Origin of the sequence: Chromobacterium alkanivorans, assembly GCF_016937655.1 — a bacterium.
Lineage (GTDB): Bacteria > Pseudomonadota > Gammaproteobacteria > Burkholderiales > Chromobacteriaceae > Chromobacterium > Chromobacterium alkanivorans.
The window spans coordinates 1-26,490 of the sequence record NZ_JAFHKL010000009.1; the positions used below are offsets into that span (position 1 = coordinate 1).

25 protein-coding genes and 3 tRNA genes are annotated in these 26,490 nt (G+C 65.9%); 17 read left to right on the forward strand and 11 right to left on the reverse strand.

All coding sequences use genetic code 11. The annotated features are described in order from the left end of the window. The first annotated feature begins 62 nt into the window (after window positions 1-62). The 5 genes from JW897_RS16040 (at window position 63) to JW897_RS16060 (ending at window position 3,748) form a co-directional block, all read left to right on the forward strand. Window positions 63-139, forward strand: a tRNA-Asp gene (locus JW897_RS16040). A 42-nt stretch (window positions 140-181) separates the two neighbouring features. Further along, window positions 182-258, forward strand: a tRNA-Val gene (locus JW897_RS16045). Between the two features lie 6 nt (window positions 259-264). Continuing rightward, window positions 265-341, forward strand: a tRNA-Asp gene (locus JW897_RS16050). A gap of 188 nt (window positions 342-529) precedes the next feature. After that, window positions 530-2,086, forward strand: a complete 1,557-nt coding sequence (locus tag JW897_RS16055) for a FecR domain-containing protein (RefSeq protein WP_205466907.1) — start codon at window positions 530-532, stop codon at window positions 2,084-2,086. A 9-nt stretch (window positions 2,087-2,095) separates the two neighbouring features. Next, window positions 2,096-3,748, forward strand: a complete 1,653-nt coding sequence (locus tag JW897_RS16060) for a CHASE2 domain-containing protein (RefSeq protein ID WP_205466908.1) — start codon at window positions 2,096-2,098, stop codon at window positions 3,746-3,748. 52 nt (window positions 3,749-3,800) lie between these two features. Here the strand turns inward: JW897_RS16060 and JW897_RS16065 are convergent, their stop codons facing one another. The 6 genes from JW897_RS16065 to pmbA form a co-directional block, all read right to left on the reverse strand. Then, window positions 3,801-6,446, reverse strand: coding sequence for a TonB-dependent receptor plug domain-containing protein (locus JW897_RS16065; RefSeq protein ID WP_205466909.1), 2,646 nt, complete (start codon window positions 6,444-6,446; stop codon window positions 3,801-3,803). 313 nt (window positions 6,447-6,759) lie between these two features. Beyond that, window positions 6,760-7,251 (reverse strand): disulfide bond formation protein B, encoded by a 492-nt coding sequence (locus tag JW897_RS16070; protein ID WP_205466910.1) that lies wholly within the window; start codon window positions 7,249-7,251, stop codon window positions 6,760-6,762. A gap of 82 nt (window positions 7,252-7,333) precedes the next feature. After that, window positions 7,334-8,473: a patatin-like phospholipase family protein gene (locus JW897_RS16075; protein ID WP_048413359.1), complete on the reverse strand. Its 1,140-nt coding sequence runs from the start codon at window positions 8,471-8,473 to the stop codon at window positions 7,334-7,336. A 188-nt stretch (window positions 8,474-8,661) separates the two neighbouring features. Further along, window positions 8,662-9,579 carry a DNA-3-methyladenine glycosylase family protein gene (locus JW897_RS16080; protein WP_205466911.1) on the reverse strand — a complete coding sequence of 306 codons (918 nt, stop codon included), beginning with the start codon at window positions 9,577-9,579 and terminating at the stop codon, window positions 8,662-8,664. A gap of 3 nt (window positions 9,580-9,582) precedes the next feature. Next, window positions 9,583-10,227, reverse strand: coding sequence for a DNA oxidative demethylase AlkB (gene alkB, locus JW897_RS16085; RefSeq protein WP_205466912.1), 645 nt, complete (start codon window positions 10,225-10,227; stop codon window positions 9,583-9,585). Window positions 10,228-10,235: 8 nt separating this feature from the next. Next, a complete protein-coding gene (gene pmbA, locus JW897_RS16090) occupies window positions 10,236-11,579 on the reverse strand; it encodes a metalloprotease PmbA (RefSeq protein ID WP_048413356.1) in 1,344 nt (447 codons plus the stop codon). Between the two features lie 85 nt (window positions 11,580-11,664). On the opposite strand from pmbA, the gene yjgA reads away from it, so the two are divergent. The 5 genes from yjgA to JW897_RS16115 are packed head-to-tail and all read left to right on the forward strand — an operon-like array spanning window position 11,665 to window position 15,702. Beyond that, on the forward strand, window positions 11,665-12,216 hold the full coding sequence (yjgA, locus tag JW897_RS16095) for a ribosome biogenesis factor YjgA (RefSeq protein ID WP_048413355.1): 552 nt from the start codon (window positions 11,665-11,667) through the stop codon (window positions 12,214-12,216). Beyond that, window positions 12,216-12,794 (forward strand): molybdopterin adenylyltransferase, encoded by a 579-nt coding sequence (gene mog, locus JW897_RS16100; protein WP_048413354.1) that lies wholly within the window; start codon window positions 12,216-12,218, stop codon window positions 12,792-12,794. Before yjgA ends, mog begins: the two co-directional genes overlap by 1 nt. A gap of 3 nt (window positions 12,795-12,797) precedes the next feature. Next, window positions 12,798-13,745 carry a YheT family hydrolase gene (locus JW897_RS16105; protein WP_048413353.1) on the forward strand — a complete coding sequence of 316 codons (948 nt, stop codon included), beginning with the start codon at window positions 12,798-12,800 and terminating at the stop codon, window positions 13,743-13,745. Window positions 13,746-13,803: 58 nt separating this feature from the next. Further along, window positions 13,804-15,120 (forward strand): MFS transporter, encoded by a 1,317-nt coding sequence (locus JW897_RS16110; protein ID WP_205466913.1) that lies wholly within the window; start codon window positions 13,804-13,806, stop codon window positions 15,118-15,120. A 12-nt stretch (window positions 15,121-15,132) separates the two neighbouring features. Beyond that, window positions 15,133-15,702: a hypothetical protein gene (locus tag JW897_RS16115; protein WP_205466914.1), complete on the forward strand. Its 570-nt coding sequence runs from the start codon at window positions 15,133-15,135 to the stop codon at window positions 15,700-15,702. A gap of 203 nt (window positions 15,703-15,905) precedes the next feature. On the opposite strand, the gene JW897_RS16120 is transcribed toward JW897_RS16115, so the two are convergent. Then, on the reverse strand, window positions 15,906-17,057 hold the full coding sequence (locus tag JW897_RS16120) for an HD-GYP domain-containing protein (protein ID WP_205466915.1): 1,152 nt from the start codon (window positions 17,055-17,057) through the stop codon (window positions 15,906-15,908). A 167-nt stretch (window positions 17,058-17,224) separates the two neighbouring features. Between JW897_RS16120 and JW897_RS16125 the strand changes: the two genes are divergently transcribed. Next, window positions 17,225-18,070 carry a dienelactone hydrolase family protein gene (locus JW897_RS16125; RefSeq protein WP_048413350.1) on the forward strand — a complete coding sequence of 282 codons (846 nt, stop codon included), beginning with the start codon at window positions 17,225-17,227 and terminating at the stop codon, window positions 18,068-18,070. 6 nt (window positions 18,071-18,076) lie between these two features. Here the strand turns inward: JW897_RS16125 and JW897_RS16130 are convergent, their stop codons facing one another. Further along, window positions 18,077-19,183 (reverse strand): HD-GYP domain-containing protein, encoded by a 1,107-nt coding sequence (locus tag JW897_RS16130; protein ID WP_048413349.1) that lies wholly within the window; start codon window positions 19,181-19,183, stop codon window positions 18,077-18,079. Between the two features lie 142 nt (window positions 19,184-19,325). Between JW897_RS16130 and JW897_RS16135 the strand changes: the two genes are divergently transcribed. The 4 genes from JW897_RS16135 (at window position 19,326) to JW897_RS16150 (ending at window position 21,825) form a co-directional block, all read left to right on the forward strand. Further along, on the forward strand, window positions 19,326-19,925 hold the full coding sequence (locus JW897_RS16135; protein ID WP_048413348.1) for an HD domain-containing protein: 600 nt from the start codon (window positions 19,326-19,328) through the stop codon (window positions 19,923-19,925). Window positions 19,926-20,165: 240 nt separating this feature from the next. Beyond that, complete coding sequence (locus JW897_RS16140) at window positions 20,166-20,369, forward strand: cold-shock protein (protein ID WP_019101682.1); 204 nt, start codon at window positions 20,166-20,168, stop codon at window positions 20,367-20,369. A 79-nt stretch (window positions 20,370-20,448) separates the two neighbouring features. Beyond that, window positions 20,449-21,009: a DUF1415 domain-containing protein gene (locus JW897_RS16145; protein WP_048413347.1), complete on the forward strand. Its 561-nt coding sequence runs from the start codon at window positions 20,449-20,451 to the stop codon at window positions 21,007-21,009. Between the two features lie 81 nt (window positions 21,010-21,090). Beyond that, window positions 21,091-21,825 carry a hypothetical protein gene (locus JW897_RS16150; protein WP_205466916.1) on the forward strand — a complete coding sequence of 245 codons (735 nt, stop codon included), beginning with the start codon at window positions 21,091-21,093 and terminating at the stop codon, window positions 21,823-21,825. 104 nt (window positions 21,826-21,929) lie between these two features. On the opposite strand, the gene JW897_RS16155 is transcribed toward JW897_RS16150, so the two are convergent. From JW897_RS16155 to JW897_RS16165, 3 genes are all read right to left on the reverse strand, one after another. Continuing rightward, window positions 21,930-22,499 carry a lysophospholipid acyltransferase family protein gene (locus tag JW897_RS16155; RefSeq protein ID WP_048413345.1) on the reverse strand — a complete coding sequence of 190 codons (570 nt, stop codon included), beginning with the start codon at window positions 22,497-22,499 and terminating at the stop codon, window positions 21,930-21,932. Between the two features lie 196 nt (window positions 22,500-22,695). Further along, window positions 22,696-23,334, reverse strand: coding sequence for a helix-turn-helix transcriptional regulator (locus tag JW897_RS16160; RefSeq protein ID WP_240352246.1), 639 nt, complete (start codon window positions 23,332-23,334; stop codon window positions 22,696-22,698). Beyond that, window positions 23,334-24,554: an MFS transporter gene (locus tag JW897_RS16165; protein WP_205466917.1), complete on the reverse strand. Its 1,221-nt coding sequence runs from the start codon at window positions 24,552-24,554 to the stop codon at window positions 23,334-23,336. Before JW897_RS16165 ends, JW897_RS16160 begins: the two co-directional genes overlap by 1 nt. 218 nt (window positions 24,555-24,772) lie before the next feature. Here JW897_RS16165 and JW897_RS16170 point away from each other — a divergent pair, with 218 nt between their 5' ends. Together JW897_RS16170 and JW897_RS16175 are read left to right on the forward strand one after the other, a co-directional pair. Next, a complete protein-coding gene (locus JW897_RS16170; protein WP_048413343.1) occupies window positions 24,773-25,000 on the forward strand; it encodes a glycine zipper 2TM domain-containing protein in 228 nt (75 codons plus the stop codon). 96 nt (window positions 25,001-25,096) lie between these two features. Continuing rightward, complete coding sequence (locus JW897_RS16175; RefSeq protein ID WP_231589223.1) at window positions 25,097-26,464, forward strand: deoxyguanosinetriphosphate triphosphohydrolase; 1,368 nt, start codon at window positions 25,097-25,099, stop codon at window positions 26,462-26,464. Window positions 26,465-26,490: the final 26 nt, after the last annotated feature.

Below are 26,490 nucleotides of genomic sequence, written 5' to 3' on the forward strand. Positions count from 1 at the left end.
CGTCTGCCTTACAAGCAGAATGTCGGCGGTTCGACTCCGTCAACGCCCACCAAGTTTCGGTTGGAGTGGTAGTTCAGTTGGTTAGAATACCGGCCTGTCACGCCGGGGGTCGCGGGTTCGAGTCCCGTCCACTCCGCCAACAGCATTGCATAGCAGTACCCGGAAACGGTGCAACAGTTTCGGGCGGTTAGTCTCAGTTGGTAGAGCACTGCCTTCACACGGCAGGGGTCGCTGGTTCGAGTCCAGTACCGCCCACCAATTGCTGGAGTGGTAGTTCAGTTGGTTAGAATACCGGCCTGTCACGCCGGGGGTCGCGGGTTCGAGTCCCGTCCACTCCGCCAAGCATTGCAAAGAAGCAGCCTTTGGGCTGCTTTTTTGCATTTTGCGTCGCATATTTCATGCAAACATTCGCTTATCGCCCAATTTAGGACAAACAACTACCATTCTATTGCTTATCAGCTTGCAATGCGCCTAGGCTGCGGTGATACTTTTGGTTGACTTTCTGTATTTCATATAAAGAGATTCAACTATGCGCAATTTAATCCTGGCGGCTGGCTGCTTCGCCAGCGCGTTGGCCTGGGCAGGCGACCCCGCCGACAAGGCCATCTGGGAATATACGGTCAAGAACGGCGACAATCTGTGGTCGCTGGCGGCCGAGCATCTGTCGTCTCCCGGTTATGTGCCGAAGCTGCAAGCCAGAAATCGCATCGCCAACCCTTACCGGCTGATCCCCGGCAGCATCGTGCGGGTGCCCTACCCCTGGATCAAGCAAGCCCAATCCGACGCCACGCTGGAGGAAATGGCCGGCGAATCCGCCGCCGCCGACGGCAAGGGCAAGCCGCTGGAGCTGGCCGTGGGCAAGAAATACCCCAAAGGCACCCGCTTCACCACCGGCAACGACGCCATGATCAAATTGCGCTTCGTCGACGGCTCTTCGCTGGTGATCAACGCCAACACCGATCTGAGCCTGCAAACCCAGGTCTACTATCCCAGCACCGGGGCGATCCAGTCCCAGATCAAGCTGAACAACGGCAGCACCGGCAATTCGGTGATACCCAACATCCTGATGCCCAGCCGCTATGAAATCCGCACCCCGTCGGCGGTCACCACCGTGCGCGGCACCGAATTCCGCGTCAACGCCGCCGGCGGCGAAGACACCTTGGCGGAAGTGCTCAAAGGCAGCGTGGAAGTCAAAGGACGTCGCAGCAAGGTGGACGTGCCCGCCGGCTTCGGCACCCTGTCCAGCCGCAAAGGCGGGCCCAGCAAGCCGGAGGAACTGCCGCCGCCGCCCGACCTGTCCACCGTGGCGGACAACAGCCAATTCAATCCGCCGCCGCTGGAATGGCAGCGCGACGAGCGCGCCGCCTCCTACCGCGTCACCCTGAGCGGCAAGAAACGGCTGGCCGAACGCCAGTTGCAGACGCCGCGCTATTATCCGCGCCTGCCGGGCAACGGCGAATACGTGCTGAAAGTCCGCGCCAAGAACCGCTCCGGCCTGGAAGGCTACGACAGCACCCGCAGCTTCAAGCTGCAAGCCTACCCGCTGCCGCCGCTGTTGTTCACTCACGCGGACGGCGTCCAACTGCGGGGCAAATCCCTTCCCCTGCGGGTAAACGCCAGCCCGGAACGGCCGCTGCGGCTGCAGATTTCGCGCCAGGCGGACTTCGCCCAGCCGCTGCTGGAACAGACTTTGACCGATGCCGAGTTCAAAGCCGACTTGCCGGAATCCGGCACCTGGTACTGGCGGCTGGCGCGGCTGGACGCGCAAGGGCGGCCCGGTCCCTTCTCCGCCGCGCAAAAGGTGGAGTCCAAAGGCTGGCTCAGCCGGCTGGACCAAAGCGCCCCGGTGCTGGCCGCCCGTCCCTACCCCGTCGAGCGCGCGCGCTACACGCTGACGCTGAGCGCGGCCCAGGCCGCCAACGTCCCGCCGTTCTCGCTGAGCAGCGACCGGCCGCAATGGGAGCTGAAAGCGCTGGAAGCCTTGCCTGCCGGGCAATACAAAGCAACGGTCAAGATCGAGGGAGAACACGGCTACCAGGCGACGGAAGAGCAAGAAATGCTCACTCTTCCCGGAAAACTTCCCTAGAATGGCAACATGCTAACTCACTATCGCGACAAGATTTTGCGCTTGTTGCCCTTCTTGCTGGCCCTGCTGGCGGCTATGCTGACCCTCTCCGGCCTGTTGCTGCGGCTGGATTTCTGGCTGTACGACGGGCTGATCCGGCTCAAGTCCAACCATGACCAGACCAGCAATATCGTCGTGGTCTCCGTGGACGAGCGCAGCCTGTCGGAACTGGGCCGCTGGCCCTGGCCGCGCGAATACCACGCCCAGCTGGTGGACAAGCTGTCGCAGGCCAAGGCGGTGGGCCTGGACATCGTGCTGGCCGAACCCTCGCACAACACCCCGGAGTCGGACCAGGCGCTGGCCGACGCCATCCGCCGCAACGGCAAAGTCATCAGCCCGGTGTTTCCCGAAATGCAGGGCAATCGCCTGACCGAAACCCGCCCCTTGCCCGGCATCGCCGCCGCCAGCGCCGGCCTGGGCCATACCGACTACGAACTGGACAGCGACGGCGTGATACGCCGCGTCTATCTGAAAGCGGGTCTGGGCTCCCCTCACCACCCCAATTTCGCGCAGGCGGTGCTGGACCTGGCCAACGGCCAGCGCCAATCCGAACAACAAAAAATGGACATGCCCCACGGCAACCCGGACAGCTGGCTGCGCGAAGACCCGGTGATGGTGCCCTATCTGGCCGGCTCCCCGCCGTTCCAGCAAGTGTCCTATATCGACGCGCTCAATCAGCTGCCCCCGTCCTTCTTCGCCGGCAAGATCGTGCTGGTGGGCGCCACCGCCACCGGCCTGGGCGACATTCACTCCACGCCGCTGTCGGCCAACAACCGCGGCATGCCGGGCGTGGAAATCAACGCCTTCCTGCTGTACGGGCTGCAGCAGGACAACACGCCGGTGCCGCTGCCGCTGGGGTGGAAGGCCGTCATCAACGCGCTGGCCATCCTGCTGCTGGACTTGCTGCTCAGCCGCTACAAGCACCGCCAGGGCATCCTGCCGGCCTATCTGCTGGCCTCCTGTGGCGTGCTGGTGCTCAGCGTGCTGCTGCTGACGCTGGCCTCGGTGTTCTGGAGCGGCGTCACCACCGCCATCCTGCTGTGGCTGGCCGGCAGCGTGCGCTTCGTGTCGCGACAGTCCAAGCTGCTGCTGCAGGCCAACACCGACGGGCTGACCGGGCTTTACAACCGCCGGCACTTCGACGAGATCCTGGCGCCGACGCTGGACAAGCACCGCGCCGCCGGCAAGACGCTGGCGCTGTTGATCCTGGACGTGGACAACTTCAAGGGTTACAACGACCACTACGGCCATTACGCCGGGGACCTGATTCTGCAAAGGCTGGCGCAAGAATTGAACGCCTATTTCAGCGCCCGCCGCCACATCGTGGCGCGCTTGGGCGGCGAGGAGTTCGGCATTGTGCTGGAAGAATGCGGGCTGGATCAGGCGGTGGCGGCGGCGGAAGGCTTCCGCGCCCGGCTGGAGGAATTGGAGCTGCCGCACGTGAAGAGCCCCTTGCGCAAAGTCACCTGCAGCATAGGCGTCGCCGCCCGGGTGCCGGAAGTGGACGACAACGGCCGCACCTTCTACGAAGACGCCGACAGCGCGCTCTACATCGCCAAACGCTCCGGCCGCAACGCGGTCAGCCCCGCCCCCGCCGCGCTGACCCCGCAGCACCAGCGCTGACCCCGCTCCGGAACGCCGCGTCGCCGACGCGCCGCGGACGCTGAACCAGCGTTTAGAATGCGTAGCGGCCGGACAGATACAACATCCTCCCCCATAAATCGGTGGCCGGGCCGGAGTAAGCGGCCGCCCCGCCGCTGAAGCCGGCGCCGGTGGCGTAGCTGGGCATCCGGTTGCCCAGATTGCGGATGCCGCCGCTGACGCTGAGGTTTTTGATCGGCTTCAAACCGAAATTGAGATCCAGCGCGGTATAGGACGCCACCCTCTCCTTCACGTTGCCGGCATTGTCGTACAGCTGCGAATACAGGTTTTTGTAGGAGGCGTAGCTGCGCGCCGTCAGCCCCACGGAATAATCGCCGCGGATATAGCTCACTTCGAAGACGTTTTTCCAGCGTGGCTGCGCGCCGTAGTCGGCGTATTCCAGCAGCGGGTCGGTTTCGGTCTGCGACTCCTGATAGCTGAAGATCCGGTTTTGCGCATTGCGGAACTTCAGCTTGCCGTAAGCGCCCAGCGACCAATCGTACTGCAGGTCGATGTCCACGCCGGTGGTCCGGGTCTTGCCGATATTCATATAGGGCGCGGAGATGTAGTCGATGTCTCCCCTGACCCCGGGCAGATCCGCGGCTTTGCGCACCACGAAGCCGGGAAAGCGGTCCGGATTGTCCAGCACGTATTGCGGATCCAGCGACTGCACGGTGTTGGACACCTCGATCCGATACCAATCCACGGTGGCCGACAAGGCCGGACTTGGCTGCAACACCAGGCCCAGCGCGTAGTTCCGGGAATCTTCCGGCTTCAGCCCGGCGTTGCCGCCGCTGCGCAGCTGATTGCTGGCCAAGCCGCAGCGCTCGCGGGCGATGCCGCGGTCGGCGCACTGCGCGTAGTCGTACACCGAGGCGTAAGCCTGGCGCGACGCGTACAGCTGCGGCAGCGTCGGCGCCTTGAAACCGGTGGTGACCGAGCCGCGCAGCATCGCCGGCTCCCAGGGACGGAAGGAAAAAGCCAGCTTGGGGTTGATCGTGTCGCCGAAGTCATTGTAGTGGTCGGCGCGCAAAGCCAGCTGGACCTCCAGATTCTTCAGCACCGGCAGATTGACCTCGCCGAAGGCGGACAGCACCGAGCGGCTGGCCTGCAGGCTTTGCTGCACGGCGAAGTTCATGATCTTGCCGGCTTGCAGCTGCGGGTCCGGCTGCGAGTCAATCGACTCGTGCGACCACTGCAGGCCGGCGGCGAAGCCGGCCGCGCCGGCCGGCAGCTGGAACCACTCGTCCGTGCTGGCCTTGAACTCGAACGCCGACAGGCGCGACGACGAGGAGTTGGCGATGGTGGTCAGATACGGCCGCAACGCTGCGGCGCTATTGTTCTGCGAAAACGGGTCGTACAAGGGCTGACCGGCGGCGCCGTTCCGCAGCATGGAAAGAAAGGCCTCGCTGAGCACCACATTGTTCTGCCTCGCCTCCGCCTTGTTGAGTCCCAGATTCAGCGAGCCCTCCACGTCCCAGCCTTGCAACACGGTGCGCGCGCCCGCCACCGCGCGATAGGTGTCGCTGGTGACCTCGTTGAGCCGGCGGCCGTTCTCGGACAGATTGCGGGTGATCTGCAGATTGTCGGTGGGCTTGAAATCCGGGTAGACCGAGGCCAGGCCGCCGTCCCGCGGATACACCGCCCAGCCCGGGCCGACTATGGTCTGGATGAAGGAATAGCCGCCGTCCAGCGGCGTCTGGCTGCGGTTCACGCCCAGTTCGGCGAAGAACTCGGCGTCGCCGCCCAGACGCTTGGTGTAGTTGGCCATCAGACCGTAGCGGCTGGTGCGCGGCGACAGCTGCGTGCCCAGCTCGTCGACATCGGACACGCACAACTTCGCGCCGCTGGGCCGCGTGGTCAGCCGCCGCGGCGGGCAGCCCGGCAAGGGCTTGGCCAGCGCGTTGCTTCGGTCGGCATTGGGCGTGCGGTCGTTCCAATAGCCCCATTGCGCGCCGCTGCGCAGGTCCGGCCCGCCCTGAAACCGGTAGTCGTTGCTGCGGGTGGCGTCGTGCTTGCGGCTGAACACCGGCTCGCGGTGGTAGACGTCGAAGGACAGCAACAGGTTCTGGCCGTCCCGTTCCAGGTCGCCGAAGCCTCCGCTCAGGCTCAGCGCCTGCTCGACGCCGTCGCCGTCCAGATTGCCGCCGCCGCGCAGCGTCGCCTCCGCGCCCCGGTAATTGCGCCGGGTCTTGAAGTTGATCACGCCGGCCACCGCGTCGGAACCGTAAATGGCCGAAGCGCCGTCGCGCAGAATCTCCACCGATTCGATAGCCGACAAGGGCAAGGTGTTCAGATCGACGAAGGCGTCGGTGCCGCTGATGAACATCGCGTAATTGGGCAGCCGCCGGCCGTTCAACAACACCAGCACGTATTTGGAGCTCATGCCGCGCAGGCCGGCGGTGGCCGCGCCGGCGGCGAAGCTGCTGGAGTTGGTGCCGGCCAGCAAGCTGCCCACCGACGGCAGCCGGTCCAGCAGCTGGATCACGGTGGACGCGCCGGTCTTGTCGATCTCTTCCTTCTTGATCACCTCCACCGCCAAGGCCTTTTCCTTGCCGATGCGCTTGATATTGGAGCCGGTCACCGTCACCCGCTCCAGCGCGACGGTCTCCTCCGCCCAGGCGTCCGCGCCCAGCGCCATGCTCGCCGCCGCGGCGCAAGCCAGATAGCTGCGTTTCATCTCCTCACCCCCTTGTAGTTGGCGCGCCGTCGCCCAAAGCGGCGGCGACGCGCGCCCTTAAGCTGCCCCAGCGGGCGCGGCAAAGAGATCGGGAACGGCCGCGCGCAGCCGCCCCCGGAGGGATTCATCGCAATATCATTAAAAATCAACAGCTTAATAAATAAATTATTGTTGCGGCAAAATGACAGGCCCGCCGCGCCGTCCCCGCCGTTGCGGACGCCTTCATTATTTTTTACATATTAAGCATGCAATAAGATCATGCGCCCATGAAAAAGGCCGCCCAAGGCGGCCTTGCATGGCTCGAGCTTGGGACTCAGGCCGATTTGCGCGCCAGCAGCCAGCCGGCGAAGCCGATCACGCCGACGAAGAACACCGCCACCCAGAACGGCATCGCCATGCCCAGGAAGGTCCAGTCCACGGTCGCGCATTCGCCGCTGCCCTTCAGCACCTTGGAAATCACCTCCATCAACGGCGAGGACTCCATCAGGAACTCCAGGCCCGGGCCGCAGGCCGGCACCTGGTCCGCCGGCAACTGCTGCAGCCACAGCTGGCGCAGCGACACCGACAAGCCGGCCAAGGCGGCCAGAATCGTCAAACCGCCCCAGGCCCTGACGCCGCAGCGGCCGGGGTTGGCCAAGGCCGCCAGCAAGGCGATGATGCCGGCGGCGATCACGCCTATGCGCTGGAAAATGCACAGCGGGCACGGCTCCAGGCCCAGCTGGTACTGCGCGAACAGTGCGAAGCCCATCGCGCCGGCGCAAGCGGCGGCGATCAGCAGAAAACCTTGTCGGTTGCTCAAGCCCATATCTTCCTCAATGTTTGGCGGTAAAACGTCATGGCGCATGATTGTGCCATACAACATGGAGGATTCAGAACCGCGCCGCGGCTTAAAGTTCCAGGAAGCGGCGGATCGCCTCTTTCTGCTGCAGGGCGTCCTTGTAGCCCAGCGTGATCAGCTCGCGGGTATAGCCCGGCTCGAACAGCAGATAGGTGGCCAAGGCGGTGCCGCGGTGGCGGGTGGCGCCGGTGCCCTTCATCAGGAAGCGCAGCAAGGGCGGAAACAGCCGGGTATGCCTGTAGGCGATGCCCTCCAGCGATTTGCTGGGGTTGAGCATGAAGATGTCCACCTTGCGCAACTGGGTCTGGCGCGCCAGCTCCTCGTGGCTTTGCAGCAGCGACACGGTGTGGTTGACCCGGGTCAGCCGCTCCATGTCCACCGACATGCTGTCGATGAACACGCTGTTGAGCAGATGGCCGAAAATCTGCGCCGGCGACGGGTAGAAGCCGCTGTGGCGGCGCTCTATGGTGTCCGGCCGCTTGCTGGCCAGGCCGACGACGAACAGCTTTTCCGCGCCCAGATGCAGCGCCGGCGACAAGGGCGACAACTGGCGCACCGCGCCGTCGCAGTAGAACTTCTCGCCTATGCACACCGAGGGGAAAATCAGAGGAATGGCCGAGGTGGCCATCATGTGATCGATATTGATGCGCTCGCGCATGCCCAGCCGCTGATAGCGCTCCCACTCCTCCAGGCTGTCCGCGCCCTGGAAAAAAGTGACCGACATCCCGGTGGTGTAGCAGGAGGCGGTCAACGCCAGCGCCTTGAGCGCGCCGTGGCGAACGGAATGGTCTATGCCCTCGAACACCATCACCTTGGTCAGCAGCTCGCGCAGCGGGGCGTTGTCGAGAAAGCTCTTGGGATTGCGCCACAGCCGGCCGCCGGACAGGATGGACAGGCCGAAGTGCAAAAAGGTCTTCAGGAAGTAGCCGGAACTGGCGTCGTAGACATCCTGGATGTGCAATTGCTTCCACATCTGCGCCAGCGTGGACACCGCCAGGTGGAAATTGCCGGCGCCGGAGGCCAGCGCCACCGCGTTGATCGCCCCGGCGGACGTGCCGCAGATGATGGGAAAGGGATTGACGCGCGCGTCCGGCAACAGCCGGGAAATCCCCAGCAGCACCCCCACCTGGTAAGCCGCGCGCGCGCCGCCGCCCGACAATACCAATCCGATCTCGGATTGCCTCCCCATCCCGCACCTCGCGTGGCTATGTTGGCGGCCCGGCTTGCCGGACACCGCGCGGCTTCTTGTTCTATTTAGGCATAGTCAAACGCCGCGGCCAGCGCCAACTTCGCGCGGAGGAAATCCGCTGGACACGCCGGAAGCGCCGCCGCAGGCAGCGCAGCTACAACGCGGGCTCAGGGCTCTTGCAGCCGCCCTTAATAGCCGGCCGCCGTCTGCATCGCCCACAGATGCGCGCCCACCAGCGCGCGCCACGGCGCGAAGCCCTGCAGCCACTGCTCGGTCTCGCGCGGCGACACCGCCTCGGCCCGGCCCAGTAGGCCTTGCAGGCCGCGCCGCACCGCCACGTCGCCGTGCAGCGAACCGTCCAGCCAGCCATAGCCGCGCAGCAGCGCGTAGCTGACCGTCCACGGTCCGATGCCGGGCAAGGCCAACAAGCGCGCGGCGATGTCTTCCGGCGCGCCGCCGTCCAGCCAGCCCTGCAGCGGCAGGTCGCCGTCGGCCGTCCGCCGGCTCAGCTCCAGCAAGGTCCGGGTCTTGGCGCGGGAGAAGCCGGACTGGCCCAGTTGATCCGGCTCCAGCCGCGCCAGTTGCTCCGGCGACGGATGGCACAGCAGGCCGCCGCTGTGGCGCTTGCCGAGCAATTGCATCAGCCGGCGCCGCAGCGAGACGGCGGCGTGCACGCTGATCTGCTGGCCGGTCACCGCCCATACCAGCGCCTCGAACGGGGTGGCGGTCTGCGGCACGCGCAAGCCGGGGCGCGCGGCGATCAGGCCGGCCAGTTGCGGATGGCCGCGATGCGCGCGCTCGAAATCCGCCACCGGCTGCTCCAGCCCCAGCATGCGGCGCGCCATGCCTGTCAGCGCGGCCTCGTCGCCGGCCCGCGGCGGCGCGTCCGCGTCCAGGCCCACCCGCGCCGCGTCCGCGGAAAAATCCATGCTCAGGCAGGCCGGCGCGCCGCGCCACAGCAAGCCCTTGCGCAGGCTCAGCTCCGTCACCCGCTCGGACAGCTCCTGAGCGTCGCGGCGGTGGAAGGCCATGAAGTCGTCGCGGCGGAAATCCGCGGGCAGGGAAAGGGATATGGACAGCGAAACGGAATCGGCCGGTTCAGCCATGGATCAGCGCGCCTTGCGAAAAGTCAGATTGATGCGGCGCCGCCCCAGCAAAGGGTGTTCGCCCTCCGCCACCGGCAGCACCCCGTGGAAACGCATGCGGTCCGGCCCGCCCCACACCAGCACGTCGCCATGGCGCAGCTCGACGCGGCCGGGACGTTCGGCGCGGCTGAAGCCGCCGAACAGGAAGATCGCCGGCAGGCCCAGCGACACCGACACGATGGGCGCGCCGAAATCGCGTTCGTCCTTGTCCTGATGCAAGGACATCTTGGCGCCCGGCGCGTAGCAATTGATCAGGCAGGCGTCCGGCGCGAAGCCGGCAAAGCCGGCCTCGGCGGCGGCCTCCTCGGCCAGAGCCCGAAACAAGGCCGGCATCGCCGGCCAGGGCCGGCCGCTGCCCGGATCGCGCTCGGCGTAGCGGTAGCCGCGCGCGTCGGACACCCAGCCGTAAGCGCCGCAGCTGGAAGTGGCCACCGACATCGCCCGCCCTCCCGGCGTCTGCATGCCGCGCGGCGGCGCCTGTCGCAGCACCGCCTCCACTTCCGCCAGCAAGGCGGCGTCGATGTCGCGGGCGCGGCGATGCAACAGCGCCGCGCCGGGCGACAGGCGCTCCAGCCAGCCGCCCTCGTCCGGCGCGAACAGATCCGCCATCGCCGGCCTCAGGCCTCGCCGGCCACCATCATGCTGCGCAACAGCACCGAGCCCATCTGCCGGCCGCCGCGCTCCAGCACGTCGTTGCCCACCGCGTCTATCTGCATGAACATCTCGCGCAGATTGCCGGCGATGGTGATTTCCTCCACCGGGTGCACGATCACCCCGCGCTCCACCCAGAAGCCGGCCGCGCCGCGCGAATAATCGCCGGTCACGGTGTTGACGCCCTGGCCCAGCAGCTCGGTCACCAGCAGGCCGGTGCCCATGGCCTGCAGCAATTCATCCAGGCTTTCGCCGGTGGAGTGCACGACCAGATTATGCGCGCCGCCGGCGTTGCCGGTGGTCTGCATGCCCAGCTTGCGCGCCGAATAGCTGCCCAGCATATAACCCTGCAGCACGCCCTTGTCCACCAGCCGGCGCGCCACCGTGGCCACGCCCTCGTTGTCGAAGGCGCCGCTGGCCATGCCGCGCAGCAGGAAGGGGTCTTCGTCCACGGTGACGTTGGCCGACATCACCGGCTTGCCCAGCGAATCCAGCAGGAAGGACGATTTGCGGTACAGGCTGCCGCCGCTGATGGCGGCCACCAGATGGCTGAGCAGCGAGGCGGCGATCGGCGCCTCGAACACCACCGGATACTGACCGGTCTTCACCTTGCGCGCGCCCAGCCGCCGCGCCGCGCGCTGGCCGGCCTTGGCGCCGATGGCTTGCGGCGCGTCCAGATCCTCGCGCCGCCGCGCCGACGAATACCAGTAGTCGCGCTGCATCGCGCCGCCGTCCTCGGCCACCACCGCCGCGGAGATGCTGTGGCGGCTGCTGGCGTAGCCGCCGATGAAGCCGTGGCTGTTGGCGTAGGCGAAATGGCTGGACTGAGACGAGGCGGTGCCGCCTTCGGAATTGCGGATGCGCGGATCGGCCGCCAAGGCCGCGGCCTCGCAGGACTTGGCCAGCTCGATGGCCTCCTCCACCGGCAGCGCCCACGGATGGTACAGGCTGAGATCGGGAAACTCGGTGGCCATCAGCTGGGAATCGGCCAGGCCGGCGCACGGGTCCTCGGCGGTGTAGCGCGCGATGTCCCGCGCGGCGCGCACGGTGTCGGCCAGGGCCTCGTCGGAAAAGTCCGAGGTGCTGGCGTGGCCTTTCTTCTGCCCCAGGTAGACGGTCACGCCCACGCCCTTGTCCTGGTTGTACTCGATGGTTTCCACCTCGGACAGGCGCACGCTCACGGTCTGGCCCAGGCCCTCGGAAACGTCGGCCTCGGCGGCGCTGGCGCCCTCGGCCTTGGCCAGTTCGATCACGCGGGAGGCGATGTCCTCCAGCGCGGCCTGGCTGAAACTGAATGTTTTGTCTGCCATAGTGTCTTTCGCAATGGTCGAAACGGCCGGAGGCCTTTTCCGGTATCATACCAGCCTTGAGAAAACCGATTGAGAATTGCCAACGATGACCCAATACCAGAACGACAGCCCGGACGACGGCTACGTCAGCAAATCCCAGCGCAAGCGCGACATGGATGCGCTGCAGGACCTGGGCCGCGAACTGGTGGAGCTGTCCAAGGACACGCTGAAGAAAATGCAGCTGCCTGAAGACCTGCTCACCGCTATTCTGGACTATAAACGCTTTACCGCGCACGGCGCGCTGCGCCGCCAGCTGCAATACATCGGCAAGCTGATGCGCGACGTGGACCCAGAACCGATCCAGCAGTACCTGCAAATTCTCAAGGGCGAATCGTCCGAGCACATCGCCTGGCAGCACCTGCTGGAGCGCTGGCGCGAACGGCTGATGGAAGACGACAAGATGCTGGCCAGCTTCGTCACCGACTTCCCGGCCGCCGATCCGCAGCAGCTGCGCACGCTGATCCGCAACGCGCGCAAGGAAAAGCAGGACAACAAGCCGCCCAAGTCCTTCCGCCTGCTCTACCAGGCCGTCAAGGACGTGATTCCGGAACCGGGCAAGCCGCGCCTGCATCAGCAGGACCAAGAGGACGACGAGTGATGTTGAAGGTAGGCCTGGTCTCGATCTCCGACCGCGCCAGCAGCGGCGTGTACGAAGACAAGGGCATTCCCGCGCTGCAAGACTGGCTGGCCGCCGCGCTGGCCAGCCCCTTCGCCGTCGTCGCCCGCCTGATCCCGGACGAACAGCCGCAGATAGAAGCCGCGCTCAAGGCGCTGGTGGACGAGGAAGGCTGCCAGCTGGTGCTGACCACCGGCGGCACCGGCCCGGCGGCGCGCGACGTGACGCCGGAAGCCACGCTGGCGGTGGCGGACCGCGAGATGCCAGGCTTCGGCGAGCAGATGCGCCAGATCAGCCTGCGCTTCGTGCCCACCGCCATCCTGTCGCGCCAGGTGGGCGCGATCCGCAAGCAGGCGCTGATCCTCAATCTGCCCGGCCAGCCCAAGGCGATCAAGGAAACGCTGGAAGGCCTGCGCGGCGCCGACGGCCAGGTGGAAGTGCCCGGCATCTTCGCCGCCGTGCCCTACTGCATCGACCTGCTGGACGGCCCCTACATCGAAACCCGCGAGACGGTGGTCAAGGCCTTCCGCCCCAAATCGGCGCAGAAAAAACCGGACTGAGCCATGGCTTACCAGTCCCCCTCCTGGCTGCGCGGCGGCCACGCCCAAACCATCTGGCCGGCGCTGGCGATCAAGACCCGCCGCCCGGACTACCGCCGCGAGCTATGGGACACCCCGGACGGCGCCCGCATCGCGCTGGACTTCGTGCCCGGACGGCCGGACGCGCCGCTGGTGGTGCTGTTTCACGGCCTGGAGGGCAGCAGCGACAGCCACTACGCGCGCGCGCTGATGCAGGCAGTGCAGCGGCGCGGCTGGAACGGCGTGGTGCCGCACTTCCGCGGCTGCGGCGGCGTGGACAATCCCTTGCCGCGCGCCTACCACGCCGGCGACGGCGCCGAGGTGCGCTGGATCCTGAGCCGGCTGGCGCAACGCTTCCCGGTCTTGGCCGCCGCCGCGGTGTCGCTGGGCGGCAGCATGCTGCTCAACTACCTGGCGGACGAAGGCGCGCAGGCGCTGCCGCGCGCGGCGGCTGCGGTGTCCGCGCCGCTGGACCTGGTGGCGGCCAGCACCCGGCTGGACCGCGGCCTGGGCAAGCTGCTGTACACCCGCATGTTCATGGGCACGCTCAAGCCCAAGGCGCTGGAATCGCTGCAGCGCCATCCCGGCCTGTTCGACGGCGGCAAGCTCAGCCGCGCGCGCACCTTCATCGAATTCGACGACCTGGTCACCGCGCCCATCCACGGCTTCGGCACCGCGCTCAACTACTGGCGGACCGCCAGCGCCAAACCGCGGCTGGGTCAGATCGCCCGCCCCACCCTGGTGCTGAACGCGCGCAACGACCCCTTCCTGCCGGAACAGGCGCTGCCGCGCCAGGCCGACGTGGCCGCCAGCGTCACGCTGGAATTCCCCCGTCACGGCGGCCACGTCGGCTTCGCCTCCGGCGCCTTCCCCGGCACGCTGGAATGGCTGCCGTCCCGCCTGCTGGAATTCTTCGAGCCGCATCTGGATTGACTGCGCGGCGCTTTCTGCGCATCTTGACGGCATCTCCCCAATCTCGCGAAAGCGCCGCATGAGCCCAGACGCCGTCCAAACCTCCGTTCTGCGCAAAACCTATCTGCGCATCCTCCTCCCGCTGTTCATCGCCTCGGTGCTGGCCTTTCTGGACCGGGTCAACGTCAGCTACGCGGCCTTGACCATGAACGCCGACCTCGGCTTCGACGCCAAGGTCTACGGCCTGGCCGCCGGCATCTTCTTCGCCGGCTACGTCTTGTTCGAAGTGCCCGGCGCCATCCTGGCCGAGCGCTGGAGCCCCAGCCGCTGGATCGCGCGCATCCTGTTCTCCTGGGGCGCGGTCAGCATGCTGCTGGGCCTGGTGCAGAACGAATGGCAGTTCTATTTCCTGCGCTTCATGCTGGGCGTGTGCGAAGCCAGCTTCTACCCGGTGATCTACGCCTCGGTGATCCCGCGCTGGTTCGTCGCCGAAAACCGCGCCCGCGCCATCTCCATCACCCTGAGCTCGCTGCTGGTCTCCGCCATCGTCGGCGCGCCGCTGGCCGGCTGGATGGTGGGCCTGCAGCCCTTCGGCCTCAAGGGCTGGCAAAGCCTGTTCCTGCTGGAGGGCGGCGTCACCGTGCTCTACGGCTGCGCGATCCTGCTGTGGCTGCGGGACGACCCGGCCAAGGCCGGCTGGCTGAGCGCGGAGGAAAAGCGCTATCTGATCGACGCGTTGCGGGCGGAAAAGGCCGCCACCCGCCAACAACAGCCGGCCACGCTGCGCCAGGCGCTGGCGCAGCCGGCGGTGCTGCGGCTGTGCCTGATCTATTTTCTGTGGATCACCGGCTTCTGGGGCTTCAGCTTCTGGATGCCCACGGTGATCAAGAACGCCTCCGGCTGGTCGCCGCTGGCCATAGGCCTGGCTTCCGCCGTGCCCATGCTGGCGGCGCTGGCCGCCATGCTGTGGCTGGGCCACTCCTCCTCGCGCCGCGCCGAGAAACGCTGGCACGTGGCGCTGCCGCTGCTGCTCGCCGCCGCCGGCTTCCTGATCGGCGCGCTGAGCGACAATGTCGCCGTGGCCCTGCTCTCCGTCACCGTCGTCGCCATCGGGGTCTACAGCCCGATGGGCGTGTGGTGGTCCATCCCCACCACCTTCCTCACCGGCACGCTGGCGGCCGGCGCCATCGGCCTGATCAATTCCGTAGGCAATGTCGGCGGCTTCATCGGCCCCTACGCGCTGGGCCTGATCGAGGCGGCCACCGGCAGCCACACCCTGGCCTACTTCTGGCTCAGCGGCTCCCTGCTGCTCAGCGCGCTGCTGGTGCTGGGCTTGAAGCCGCAAGCGCAAACAGCGGACAATTCAAGCCAAGCCGCCGCTTCCGGCGGTCGATAGGACGCCCGACCCATGCTGAAACGAATCTTCGCCCCCGCCCTCTGCGCGCTGCTGCTCGCCGGCTGCGCCACTATGGCCGATCGCCTGCGCGGCTCGCTGGAGCCGCCGGCCGAGCGCGGCTACGCCATCGTGTCGCTGACCGGCAAATCCGCCAATCCGGACAGCGCGACGCTGGGCATGGACATCGCCAACGCCTCCGGCCGCGTCGTGGCCGCAGACAGCGCCAGCCTGCTGACCGACACCGTGTTCGGCGAGCAGGGCAAATCGATGGCGGAGGGGAAATTGATGCTGTTCACGCTGGAGCCGGGCAGCTACCGGGTGGAACAGGTCTGGGCCAACTGGCTGGAGGACGGCGCCTGGGGCGTCAACCGCAAGATGCGCAGCTTCCGCCTGGCCGCGCCCTTCGAGGTGAAACGCGGCGAGGCGGTCTATTTGGGCAATGTGGAGGTGGAAATGAGCTTCCTGCCGGAAGCGCGCCTGCGCGACGAGTCCGAGCGCGACTTCGCCCATGTCCGCCGCATCTGGAAGATCAAGGATGTGTCCGGCGTTCAGCTGCGGCCGCTGGGCCAGGCGCACCCCTGAGAACCTGTTTACGATCTGCTGCGCTGCGGCGATACGACGTTGAAACCCGCTTCGAAATGCTCATGTACCACTCGTACATTCCGCTTTCTCAGCGGGTTTCGCCTTGTCTCGCTCTTGCTCGCGAGATCGTAAACACGTTCTCAGCGGTTTTCGTCTTGTCTCGCCCTAGCTCGCTAGATCGTAAACACGTTCGGAGAATTCGCTCACTTCTGCCACAGCTTGGCCAGATAGGCCGGCTTCACCACCGCCGCCGACAACGGCGCCGCCTCCAGCACCCGGTAGGCGTTCTGCCGGGTGTCGCGCAACAGCGCGTCGGCGTAGGGCGCGCCGTCCAGCTTGCGCAGAGCCGCCACGCGCGGCGCGTTGGCCTTGTCGCTGCGGTGGGTGACCACGCCGATCTCGTTGCTGGCCAGCTTGACGAAGCTGCCGGGCGGGTACACGCCCAGCTCCTTGATCAGCAGGGCCGCGTGCTGCGGATCGAAGTCGCCCAGCTCGCCGCGGTACAGGCTGCCTATCACCAGCGCCGGCAAAGCCGGCTGCGGCTGATGTATGCAGGAACACAACACGTCCACCATGTGCAGCAAGGCCGCGTCCGGGTGGATGTCCTCGCCGCGCAGCCCCTGCGGGTAGCCGTCGCCTCCGCGCTGCTCCTGATGGGTCTGCACCAATAGATGCCAGTGCTCGTCCACCACGCCCGCCTCGCGCAATATGGCGGAGCCGACGATGGGGTGGGCGTAGAGATCGTCGCGCTGCGCGGCGTCCGGCGGCGTTTGCTGCCGCGACAGTTGATTCAATAGGCCGGTGATCGCCAGATTCATGCTCAAGGCCGCGCCCACCACCGCCTGCAAGCGCGCCTCCTCCATACCCAGCCGTCGCCCCAGCACCGCCATGATCGCCGCCACATGCACGCTGTGGGCGCTGCCGATGTCGCGGTAAGGCGTCAGCAGTACGCTGGCCAGCACCCCGTCCGGCTGCTTGCAGGCCAGCCTGATCAGCGCGTCCGCCATGTCCACCAGCCGCCCGGCCAGTCCCGGCACCGCCAGGCCGTGCAAGAGCAGGCCCTCGGCGCGGCGGGTCTGGAAGCCCAGCTCCATGATGGGGTTGGGCTGCACCTGCGCCGCGGCCTCTTTTTCGCGCTGCGCCGCGCGCTCCAACTGTTCGCGCTCCAAGCGCGCCGCCACCTCCTCGCTGTCGCCGTGCGCCAGCGTCACCAGCCGCTCGCGCTGCTCCGGCGTCAGCACGTAATGGCCTTTTTTCAACAACAGCAGGCCGTTCTTGGCGTACACGTCGACCGGCAGTTGCTGGCCGATGCGCAAGAAGCTGGTGGGCAGCTTCACTTTGGAGGAGTCCGGCATAATCTATATACGTTTCGTTAAGTCATGCTTCAATGGCTGTGAATAATGCCGCATTCCCTCGGCCTAAGGAAGCCCCCGCGCTCCGGCGCGCGCGCCGGCTTGCCAGGCAATGCCGACAGCATTAATCTAGTTCCCTCAATCCCATCACCTCGTTGGAGAATGCCGTTATGACAAGCAATCGACCTGTCGACGCTTCGCGCAGGGACTTTCTGAACAGCGCGGTGGGCGTGGGCTTCGCGCTGGCGGTGCAGCCCGTCGCCGCCAGCGCCATTCTCACCGACGGCGACGGCCTCAACGCCGGCGCGGCGGAGATTCCGACCGGACCGGCCGTCATGCCGGGCTATATGGCCAAACCCTCCGCGGCCGGCGGCCCGCTGCCGGTGGTGCTGGTGGTGCAGGAAATCTTCGGCGTGCACGAACACATCCGCGACCTGTGCCGGCGGCTGGCCAAGGCCGGCTACCTGGCGGTGGCCCCCGAGCTCTATTTCCGCCAGGGCGACCCCAGCAAGGTGGCCAGCATCAGCGAGCTGGTTAGCGGCCTGGTCAGCAAGGTGCCGGACAGCCAGGTGCTGGCCGATCTGGACGCCACCCTGGCCTGGGCCGGCGGCCACGGCGGCGACGTCAAGCGCGCGGCCATCACCGGCTTTTGCTGGGGCGGGCGCCAGGTATGGCTGTACGCGGCGCACAATCCCGCGCTCAAGGCCGGCGCCGCCTGGTACGGACGGCTGCAGGGCGAGGCCGGCGCCAACACCCCTCGCCAGCCGCTGGACGTCGTCGCGCAACTGCATGCGCCGGTGCTCGGGCTCTACGGCGGGCTGGACAAGGGCATTCCGCTGGAATCCGTGGACAAGATGAAGGCCGCGCTGCGCGCCGCCGGCAAGGCGTCCGAAATCGTGGTCTACCCGGAGGCCGACCACGGCTTCAACGCCGACTACCGCCCGACCTACAACGCCGCCGCCGCCAACGACGGCTGGCGTCGCATGCTGCAATGGTTCAAACAACACGGCGTCTGACACCGGCTACTCTCCCGGCGGCCGTCTGGCGCAGGCCGCCAGCCGCATGCGGATCACCTGATTGAAGCGCGCCAGCCAGTAGGGATCGAACTGACGCTCCGAGGCGTTGATCTCGGCGATGGCGCGCATCATCGAATGCCGCAAGCCGCGATGCGCGTGTTTCAAGGTCACCGCCTCGAAGGCGTCCACCAGGGCCAGGATGCGCGCGCCGCTGCAAATCTCGTCGCCGCGCAAGCCCAGCGGGTAGCCGCGGCCGTCCGGCATCTCGTGGTGCTGGGCCACCATCCGCGCCGCGTCGGCCCAGGCCGGCATCCGCTCCAAGAGGCCGGCCGCCCAGCCGGGGTGCTCCGCCATCTGGAGGCGCTCGGATTCGCTCATCCTCCCCACTTTCAACCAGAACGACTCCGGCAACAGCATCATGCCGATATCGTGCATATACACCGCCGCTTCCAGCTGTCTGTCGTCCACCATCCCCGGCGCCTGGCGGCTGGCCTCCAGCGCCAGTTCCAGATTGCGTTCGGTGCGCCCCTCGAACTGCGGCAGGCGCTGCTCGAATTGCAGGGCCAACAGCCGGAAAAACGCCAGATCGCCCTGGCTGAGCTGCGCGGCGGCGTCCGCCGGCGCATCCGGTTCGATCACGTGCAGGGGAATGCCGGTGATCTGTTCCACCAATTGCTGGCAACGCTGCAACAGCTCGCCCACCGGACACTCCGCCACCTGGTTCAGCGCCCGCATCAGCAGGGGCAGTTGCAGATCGTCCAGCAATTCATGGCTCTCCAGCGCCTCCAGCGCCAGGCCCAGGCGGTCCATCACCAGCAGCATCACATCGCCTATCGAATCCTCGTAGGCCACCTCGCCGCTGCGCAGCCGCTCCAGCAGGCTTTCCAGCGCGTGAACGAAGGGCACCACGAAACGCACCTGGCACATGCTGGCGTCGCCCTTGATGCTGTGCAGCAAGCGAAACAGCTGATCGATCTGCGCGGCGTCGTTGTCGCCGAAACCCAGCTGGCAAACCAGATGCTCAACCTGCGGCGCGTAATCGCTCATCACTTCCATGAAATCGTGAAACGCCTCCGGCTCCACGATCTCCAGCGTCAGCTCCTGCTTCCCCATGCCCCCTCCCATTTTCAATCGCCCTTCATTCCAGTATATGCAGCATGCGGCAAAGCGTGCGACAGCGGCCTTTCCAAACCCTCGCGCGCCGCGCATAATTTGCGCCCTCGGCGCATCGCCCGCCCATCCGCCCGATATTCCCATGCCAAATCAACTGCAAACGCTGCAACAACACATCGCCTTCATTATTGAAGTGGACAAACTCAAGACCGTGCTGCGCAAAACCAAGGCCGCCCACGTTGACCGCTACGAGAACTCGGCAGAACACAGCTGGCAGATCGCCCTGTTCGCCCTCAATCTGCGCGACTTCGCCGCCCAGCCGGTGGACATAGACAAAGTGGTGCGCATGTTGCTGATTCACGACTTGGGCGAGATCGACACCGGCGACACCATCGTCTACGCCGCGGACGGCGCCGCCGAGCGCGAAGCCGAAGAACTGGCCGCGATGCGCCGCATCCTGGGCCTGCTGCCCCAGCCCATGGGCTCGGAGCTGCTGGCCTTGTGGCAGGAGTTCGAGGCCAGAGAAACCCCGGAAGCGCGCTTCGCCCGCGCGATAGACCGCTTGATGCCCATCTTGCTCAATCTGCAATCCGGCGGCCAGAGCTGGCGCGAAAACGGGGTCAGCAAGCAACAAGTGCTGAGCATGGCGGTGGGCAAAGTGGAGGACGGCTGTCCGCTGGCGGCGGGCTGGTTGCGCGCGGAATTGGACCGCGCGGAGCGGGCCGGTTGTTTCGGCGCCTGAGTCAAAACCCTAAAAAACCGGCAGAAATGCCAGGGGCTCCTGAAAAAACAGGGGAAAAACCCTTTCGGCCATGCAGAAAACGCTTGCCATGTCCCGGAACTATAGGCACTATTCCTGCCGCAGGATGCTCAAGTTGTGGATGTGTTGTTGTCGTAGTGGCATTAAGTCCGTACCTCAGTCGCCATTTCCCTTGAACTTCGTGCCTTTTATTTCAACTGCTCGTTTTGAGGAATTAACAAAATGGCAACCGGTACCGTTAAGTGGTTCAACGACTCCAAAGGTTTTGGCTTTATCACCCCGGATGAAGGCGGCGACGACGTGTTCGCTCACTTCTCCCAGATCAATGCCAAAGGCTTCCGCACCCTGGCCGAAAACCAGCGCGTTAGCTTTGACGTCGTAGACGGCCCGAAAGGCAAACAAGCCTCCAACATCCAGCCCATCTAATCCTCGCGATTAGTCAGCTTGATGAAAACCCGGCCTCGGCCGGGTTTTTTGCATTTACGCCTCAACGCAAGGAATTCCCATGTCCGCCTCCGACGACCACGAACACATCATCGCCGCCACCCGCGACTGGCTGGAAAAAGCGGTGATAGGCCTCAATCTCTGTCCGTTCGCCAAGAGCGTCTACGTGAAGAACCAGGTGCGTTACGTGGTCAGCGACGCCACCCAGCCGGACCAGCTGGCGCAAGAACTGGCCACCGAACTGCAATTGCTGGCCGACAGCAGCCCGGACGAGATCGACACCACCTTGCTGATCCACCCGCGCGCGCTGCAACGCTTCCTGGATTTCAACGATTTCCTCGACATCGCCGACGCCATCGTCGAAGACATGGGACTGGACGGCGAGCTGCAAGTGGCCAGCTTCCACCCCAAGTTCCAGTTTGAGGGCACCGGCGTCAACGATATCGAGAACTTCACCAACCGCGCGCCCTACCCCACCTTGCACCTGCTGCGCGAAGCCAGCATCGGCCGCGCGGTGGAAGCCTTTCCGCAAGCGGAAGCCATCTACGAGAAGAATATCGAAACGCTGAAACAGCTGGGCCTGGACGGCTGGAAAGCGCTGTTCGCCGGCAAAACGCAGTAAGCGCACGCGAGTCGCGCATTGCCAAGCGCGGCGCCGGCATGGTACACCAACGGGCATTCCACCCCTTGGAGTTCAAGTCTCATGTTGCTCAGGCCCTTGTTGCCGCTCACCGCGCTGCTGTTGAGCGCGTGTGCTTACACCCCGGTACAGAAGCCCGTCGCCGGCGACGACTTCCGCGGCAACGAGCTGGGGCAGAGCAGCGCCAACCGCATGGCCAATCTGGCCATGCGCGACAATCTGGCCAGCTTGCAGACCCTGCTGGAAAAACTGTACAAGCGCAATCCGCGGGAGTGGCGCAAAACCGGCGCCGCCGACTACCCGGCCGCGATGCGGCAGGTGATGGCGGCGATCCGCAACAACGCCCCGCTGCCGGCCCTGACCGGCCAGCGCTCCATCTCGGCGATGAGCGCGGCCTTCGAGCCGGGCTTTGGCGGCGACCGCGCCGGCGCGCTGATCTACGGCATGGGCTCGATGCTGGTGGACGCCTACGGCGGACGCACCGAGCTGTTCCTGGTGCACGGGCTGGACGCGCAACAGCTGGCCAACGCCTCGCACAATCTGGAAGTGGCCGCCTGGATGCTGAACAACCGCCAGATCAGCGGCGCGCCGGTCTTGCTGTCCAATGAAATCGGCAGCGTGCGCAATCTGTCCTTCGAACGGGAATTCGGCAAGATGATGGCCAGGCTGGACCTGCTGGCGGAGTTGTCGGACGAGAAACTGCGCCGCAGCGCCATCGACTTCGGTCAATCGCTGATCGCCGGCCCCTTCCTGCAGTTTCTGCCGGTCAGCGCCGCCGCCCAGGCCGCGGCGCCCTAGGAGCCGCTAACAAAACCTCGCGAACCAGGCGTTGCCGCTGAGAAAGCGGAATGTGCGAGTGCTATATGAGCATTTAGAATGCGGCACTCGCCACGCCACGCCTTTCAGCTCCGACGCTTGCCCACCTTGTCGCCATAGAAGGCGCGGATGCGCGGCATATCGGCGTCGATATCGCCGCTGGGCGTGAACATCGGCCCGAAACCGGCCTCCTTGCGGCCGTAGTCCAGGTAGGCCAGCGCCACCGGCACTTCCGCGCCGCAGGCGATATGATAAAAGCCGGTTTTCCACTCGGACACCGCCTTGCGCGTGCCCTCCGGCGGGATCGCCACCACCAGCCGATCCGAGCGCCGGTAGACTTCCACCATCTGCTGCACCAGCGAATTGTTCTGATGCCGCTTGACCGGAATGCCGCCCAGCCAACGCATCACCGGCCCCATCGGCCCGGCGAACAGCGTGTGCTTGCCCATCCAGTAAATCTTGGCCCGCGCGGCGAAGCACACCGCCAGCGTCAGCGGAAAGTCCCAGTTGCTGGTATGCGGCGCGCCGATCAGCACGTATTTGTCCAGCTTGGGAAACTCCCCCCGCAGCTTCCAGCCGCTCAGCTTGAGCGCGACGATGGACAGGCAGCGGAACAAAGGCCGGATCACGGGCGTGTCGAAAATGGTGAAATGCATGACGGTCCTGAGCAAGGGCCTTGCCGCAGGACGAGAGAGCCGCAACCGAGGTGGCGCCGCCCAGCGTCGGGGCAAGCGCCAACCACGTGGAAAAACGCCGGAATGTACCTGATAAAACTATCCCGGTAAATCCGCATTGCGAAATACAATCAGATCTCGCAAGTCCATGAATTCAAACAGCAAGCGCCGCGCCGCCTCACGCCGTCAACGGCGCGATGCGGTACACGCAGCGCCGCCCGCCCTCGTCCAGCGCGTGCTCCAGCCGCCGCACCTCCACGCCCGGCCCCAGCACCCGGGAAAACAGCGCCAGCTCGGAACGGCACAAGCCCTGGCATTGACGCGCCGCCGCGCAGATCGGGCAATGATTTTCCAGCAACAGCCAAGCGTCGCCGTCCGGGCGCGCCTCCGCCATATAGCCCTCCTCGCTGCGAATCCGCGCCAGCGCGGCCACCCGGTCCGCCAACGCGTCGGCGCCGGCCATCGCCAGCCGGTACTCCTTCTCCGACTGCGTCTCCCGCCGCTGGATCAAGCGCTCCAGCCCGGCCTCGCCGAACAGCTCCCGCACCTGGGTCAGCAATTGCAGCGTCAGGTCCGCGTGCCGATCCGGAAAGCGGCCATGGCCGCGCTCGGTCAAGCGCCAAACCTGGGCCGGCCGGCCCACGCCCTGAGCCTGGGCCTCCATCCGCGCCAGCCCCTTCTGCTCCAGCGCCAGCAAGTGCTTGCGCGCGCCCATGCTGGTCAGGCCCAACTCCGCCGCCAGCGCCTGCGCCGTTTGCGGTCCCCGCGTTTTCAGCAGATACAGCAAGCGGTCCGCGCCGTTGATCGCCGCCGCCATCAGGCTTCCGCCGCCTCGCGGATCACGCCTTGCAGCCAGCCGGCGGCCAGGCCGCAGGTCAAGGCGCCCAACACCAGCACCAGCCGGGTGTCCAGAATGGTCAGCACGCTGCCCAGCAAGGCCACCAACACGTTGGCCACGCAGAAGATCGTGGTCAGCAAGCCCATCACGCTGCCCTGCCCCAGGTTGGCGAAGCGCTCCGAACACCAGCTGGGCAGGATGGCGTTGTAAATCGCCAGCGGTACGCCCAACAGCACGATCAAGCCTATGCCCGGCCAGGGCAGATCCGCCAACAGACTCAGACCCAGCAGGCCCAGCGCCACCCAGACCGCATTGATGCGCGCCAGCTCCAGCGGCGCGCGCTTATGCCCGAGCTTTCCCAGCAAGACGCTGGCCGAAGTCATCAGCACGCACATCAGCGCCGTCACCAGCGCGATGCCGCGGCTGTCCAGCCGCGCGTACTCCACCAGCCACAAGGGATAGAACTCGTAAAAGGCATTGACCCCGATGGCGAAGGCCAGCTGCATCCAGAACAGCCGCGCCAGCAAGGGGTCCGCCGACAACAGGCGGAAGGAGTGCTGGCCGCGCATCACTTGCAGCAAGGACTGATCCTGATGCATGCGCTCGCCGGTTTCCGGCAGGAAGGCCAACAGCACCGCCAGGCACAGCAGGATGGCGCCGGCCGCCAGCAGGAAAGGCACCGCCTCGCCCAGCGGCAGGGTCAGCCCGCCTATCAGCGGCCCCACCAGCCAGCCGGTGTAGAGCACCGCGTTGAGGATGGCGAAGGAGCGCGCGCGGTCCAGCTGCGGGTGCAGGTCCGCGACGATGGCGCGCGCCACCGCCACATTGCCCTCGGTCAGGCCGGTGACGAAGCGCGCCAGCACGAACAACAGATACCAGCGGCTCCACAAGGCGTACGCCGTCAACAGATAGCCGGCGAAGGTCAGCAACAGGGTGCCGGTCAACACCCGCCGCCGTCCCAAGCGGTCCGACAAGGCGCCGATCAAGGTGCTGCCCAACAGAATGCCCAGCGGATTGGCGGCCAGGGCCAAGCCCAGCAGCAGCTTGGGCGGCAGCCCCAGAAAATGATTGAAGGCGTCCGGCGCGGAATCCACGAAGATGGGCGCCAGGATGGGATAAGGCATGGCCACGCCGGCCGTGCTCATCAGCGCCACCAGACAGACTGTCAGCAGAATCAGTTTTGGGTGGGAAACATTCATCACGCATACCAATTGGACGATGGCCCATGCTAATCCCGCCCTCGAAATAAGTAAACAAAATAGTTTACTTAAGCGCCGCCACCCACAGGAAAACATCAAGACAGCATGGGGGAAACTGTACGTATGGTTACGAAAAAGCGCCTATAAATCAGGAACCAGATGGCATCCCAAACGTCTCAAACAGCACAAGACCTACTTTATGTTCTTTGGAGACTTCCATGACTTCGATTACCAGCAAACCCGCCGTTAAAGCCATTGCCGCCAGCCTGCTCGCCGTCAGCCTGCTGTCCGGTTGCGCCAATATGTCCAAGCGTCAGCAGAACACCGCCATCGGCGCGGCCGCCGGCGCCGTGCTCGGCTCCGTGCTCACCGGTGGCGACGCCATCGGCACCGTGGGCGGCGCCGCGGTGGGCGGCGTGGTCGGCAATCAGACCGGCAAGCGCTAAGCCCGCGCCCTCATTCCAAGAGCCAGCCCCGCGCTGGCTCTTTTGTTTTGCCCGCCGCGCCCATATCATCAAGAGAACAGCACCACGGGCAACGCCATGACCTCCACCGCACGCATGAACTGGGAACGACTCCTCTCCACCAAACGCTTCAAAGTCATTCAGGGCCACGTCAAGGAAACCCGCACCCCGGCCACCGAGGAAGGCAGCCCGGGCCTGCGCACCGACTTCCACATCGACCACGACCGCGTGGTGTTCTCCAGCGCCTTCCGCCGGCTGGGGCGCAAGACCCAGGTGCACCCGCTGGCGCGCCACGACCACACCCACAACCGGCTGACCCACAGCGTGGAGGTGGCCAGCGTGGGCCGCAGCCTGGGCAACCGCGTCGGCATGATGATGCAGCACGCCCATCTGCTGCCGGACAACTACACCCCGCACGACATCGGCTCGGTGGTGCAAGTGGCCTGCCTGGCCCACGACATCGGCAATCCGCCCTTCGGCCATACCGGCGAATACGCGCTGCGCGACTGGTTCCGCGCCGAGCGCAACGCGCACTGGCTGCACGGCCTGGCGCCGGAGGAAATCCGCGACGTGCAGACCTACGAAGGCAACGCCCACGGCCTGCGCATGCTGGCCACGCTGGAGATGTACACCGGCGAAGGCGGCATGCGCCTCACCGCCGCCGCCCTGGGCGCGCTGATCAAGTATCCGTGGACTTCGGACGCCGAAGCCGCCCAGGCGCGCGACAAATTCAACATCTACCGCACCGAGCTGCCCTATTTTCAGCGCGTGGCCGCGGAGCTGGGCCTGCTGCCCAAGGGCGTGATGCAATGGAGCCGTCACCCACTGTCCTATTTGATGGAGGCCGCCGACGACATCTGCTACGCGATTCTGGACCTGGAGGACGCGGTGGAGATCGGCATCCTGGATTTCAAGGAATTCGAAACCCTGTTCTCCGGCTTCACCGAATACGAACGCATCTGGGACATGCAGGACGTGCGGCAGAAATGCGGCACCTTGCGCGGCATCGCCATCGGCCGCTGCGTCAGCGAGGTGGCGGAAAAATTCATGCTGCACCACGACAGCCTGCTGCGCGGCGAATTCCCGGCCAAGGACTTGATCAATCTGTGCGGCGCCCAGGTGCAAGACGCGTTGATCCACGCCAAGGAGCTGGCCAGCACCCGCGTCTACCGCCACCGCACCAAGCTGGTGACCGAACTGGCCTCCTACCCGTGCATGGCCGTCATTCTGGACGCGCTGATCCCCGCCGCCCACGCCTACGTCGGCAAGGGCGCCGAGCGTCTGAGCCCGCGCGAACACCTGGCCATGGGCCTATTGGAGCAACACATCCGCAGTGACGACAGCCTGTATCAGGCCTATATGAAAGTATTGGATTTCGTCGGCGGCATGACCGACAACTACGCCGCCAACCTGGCGCGCGACATCTCCGGCGTGGGCATTTTGTAAGGCGGCCCCGCCGCCTTTTCGGCAGT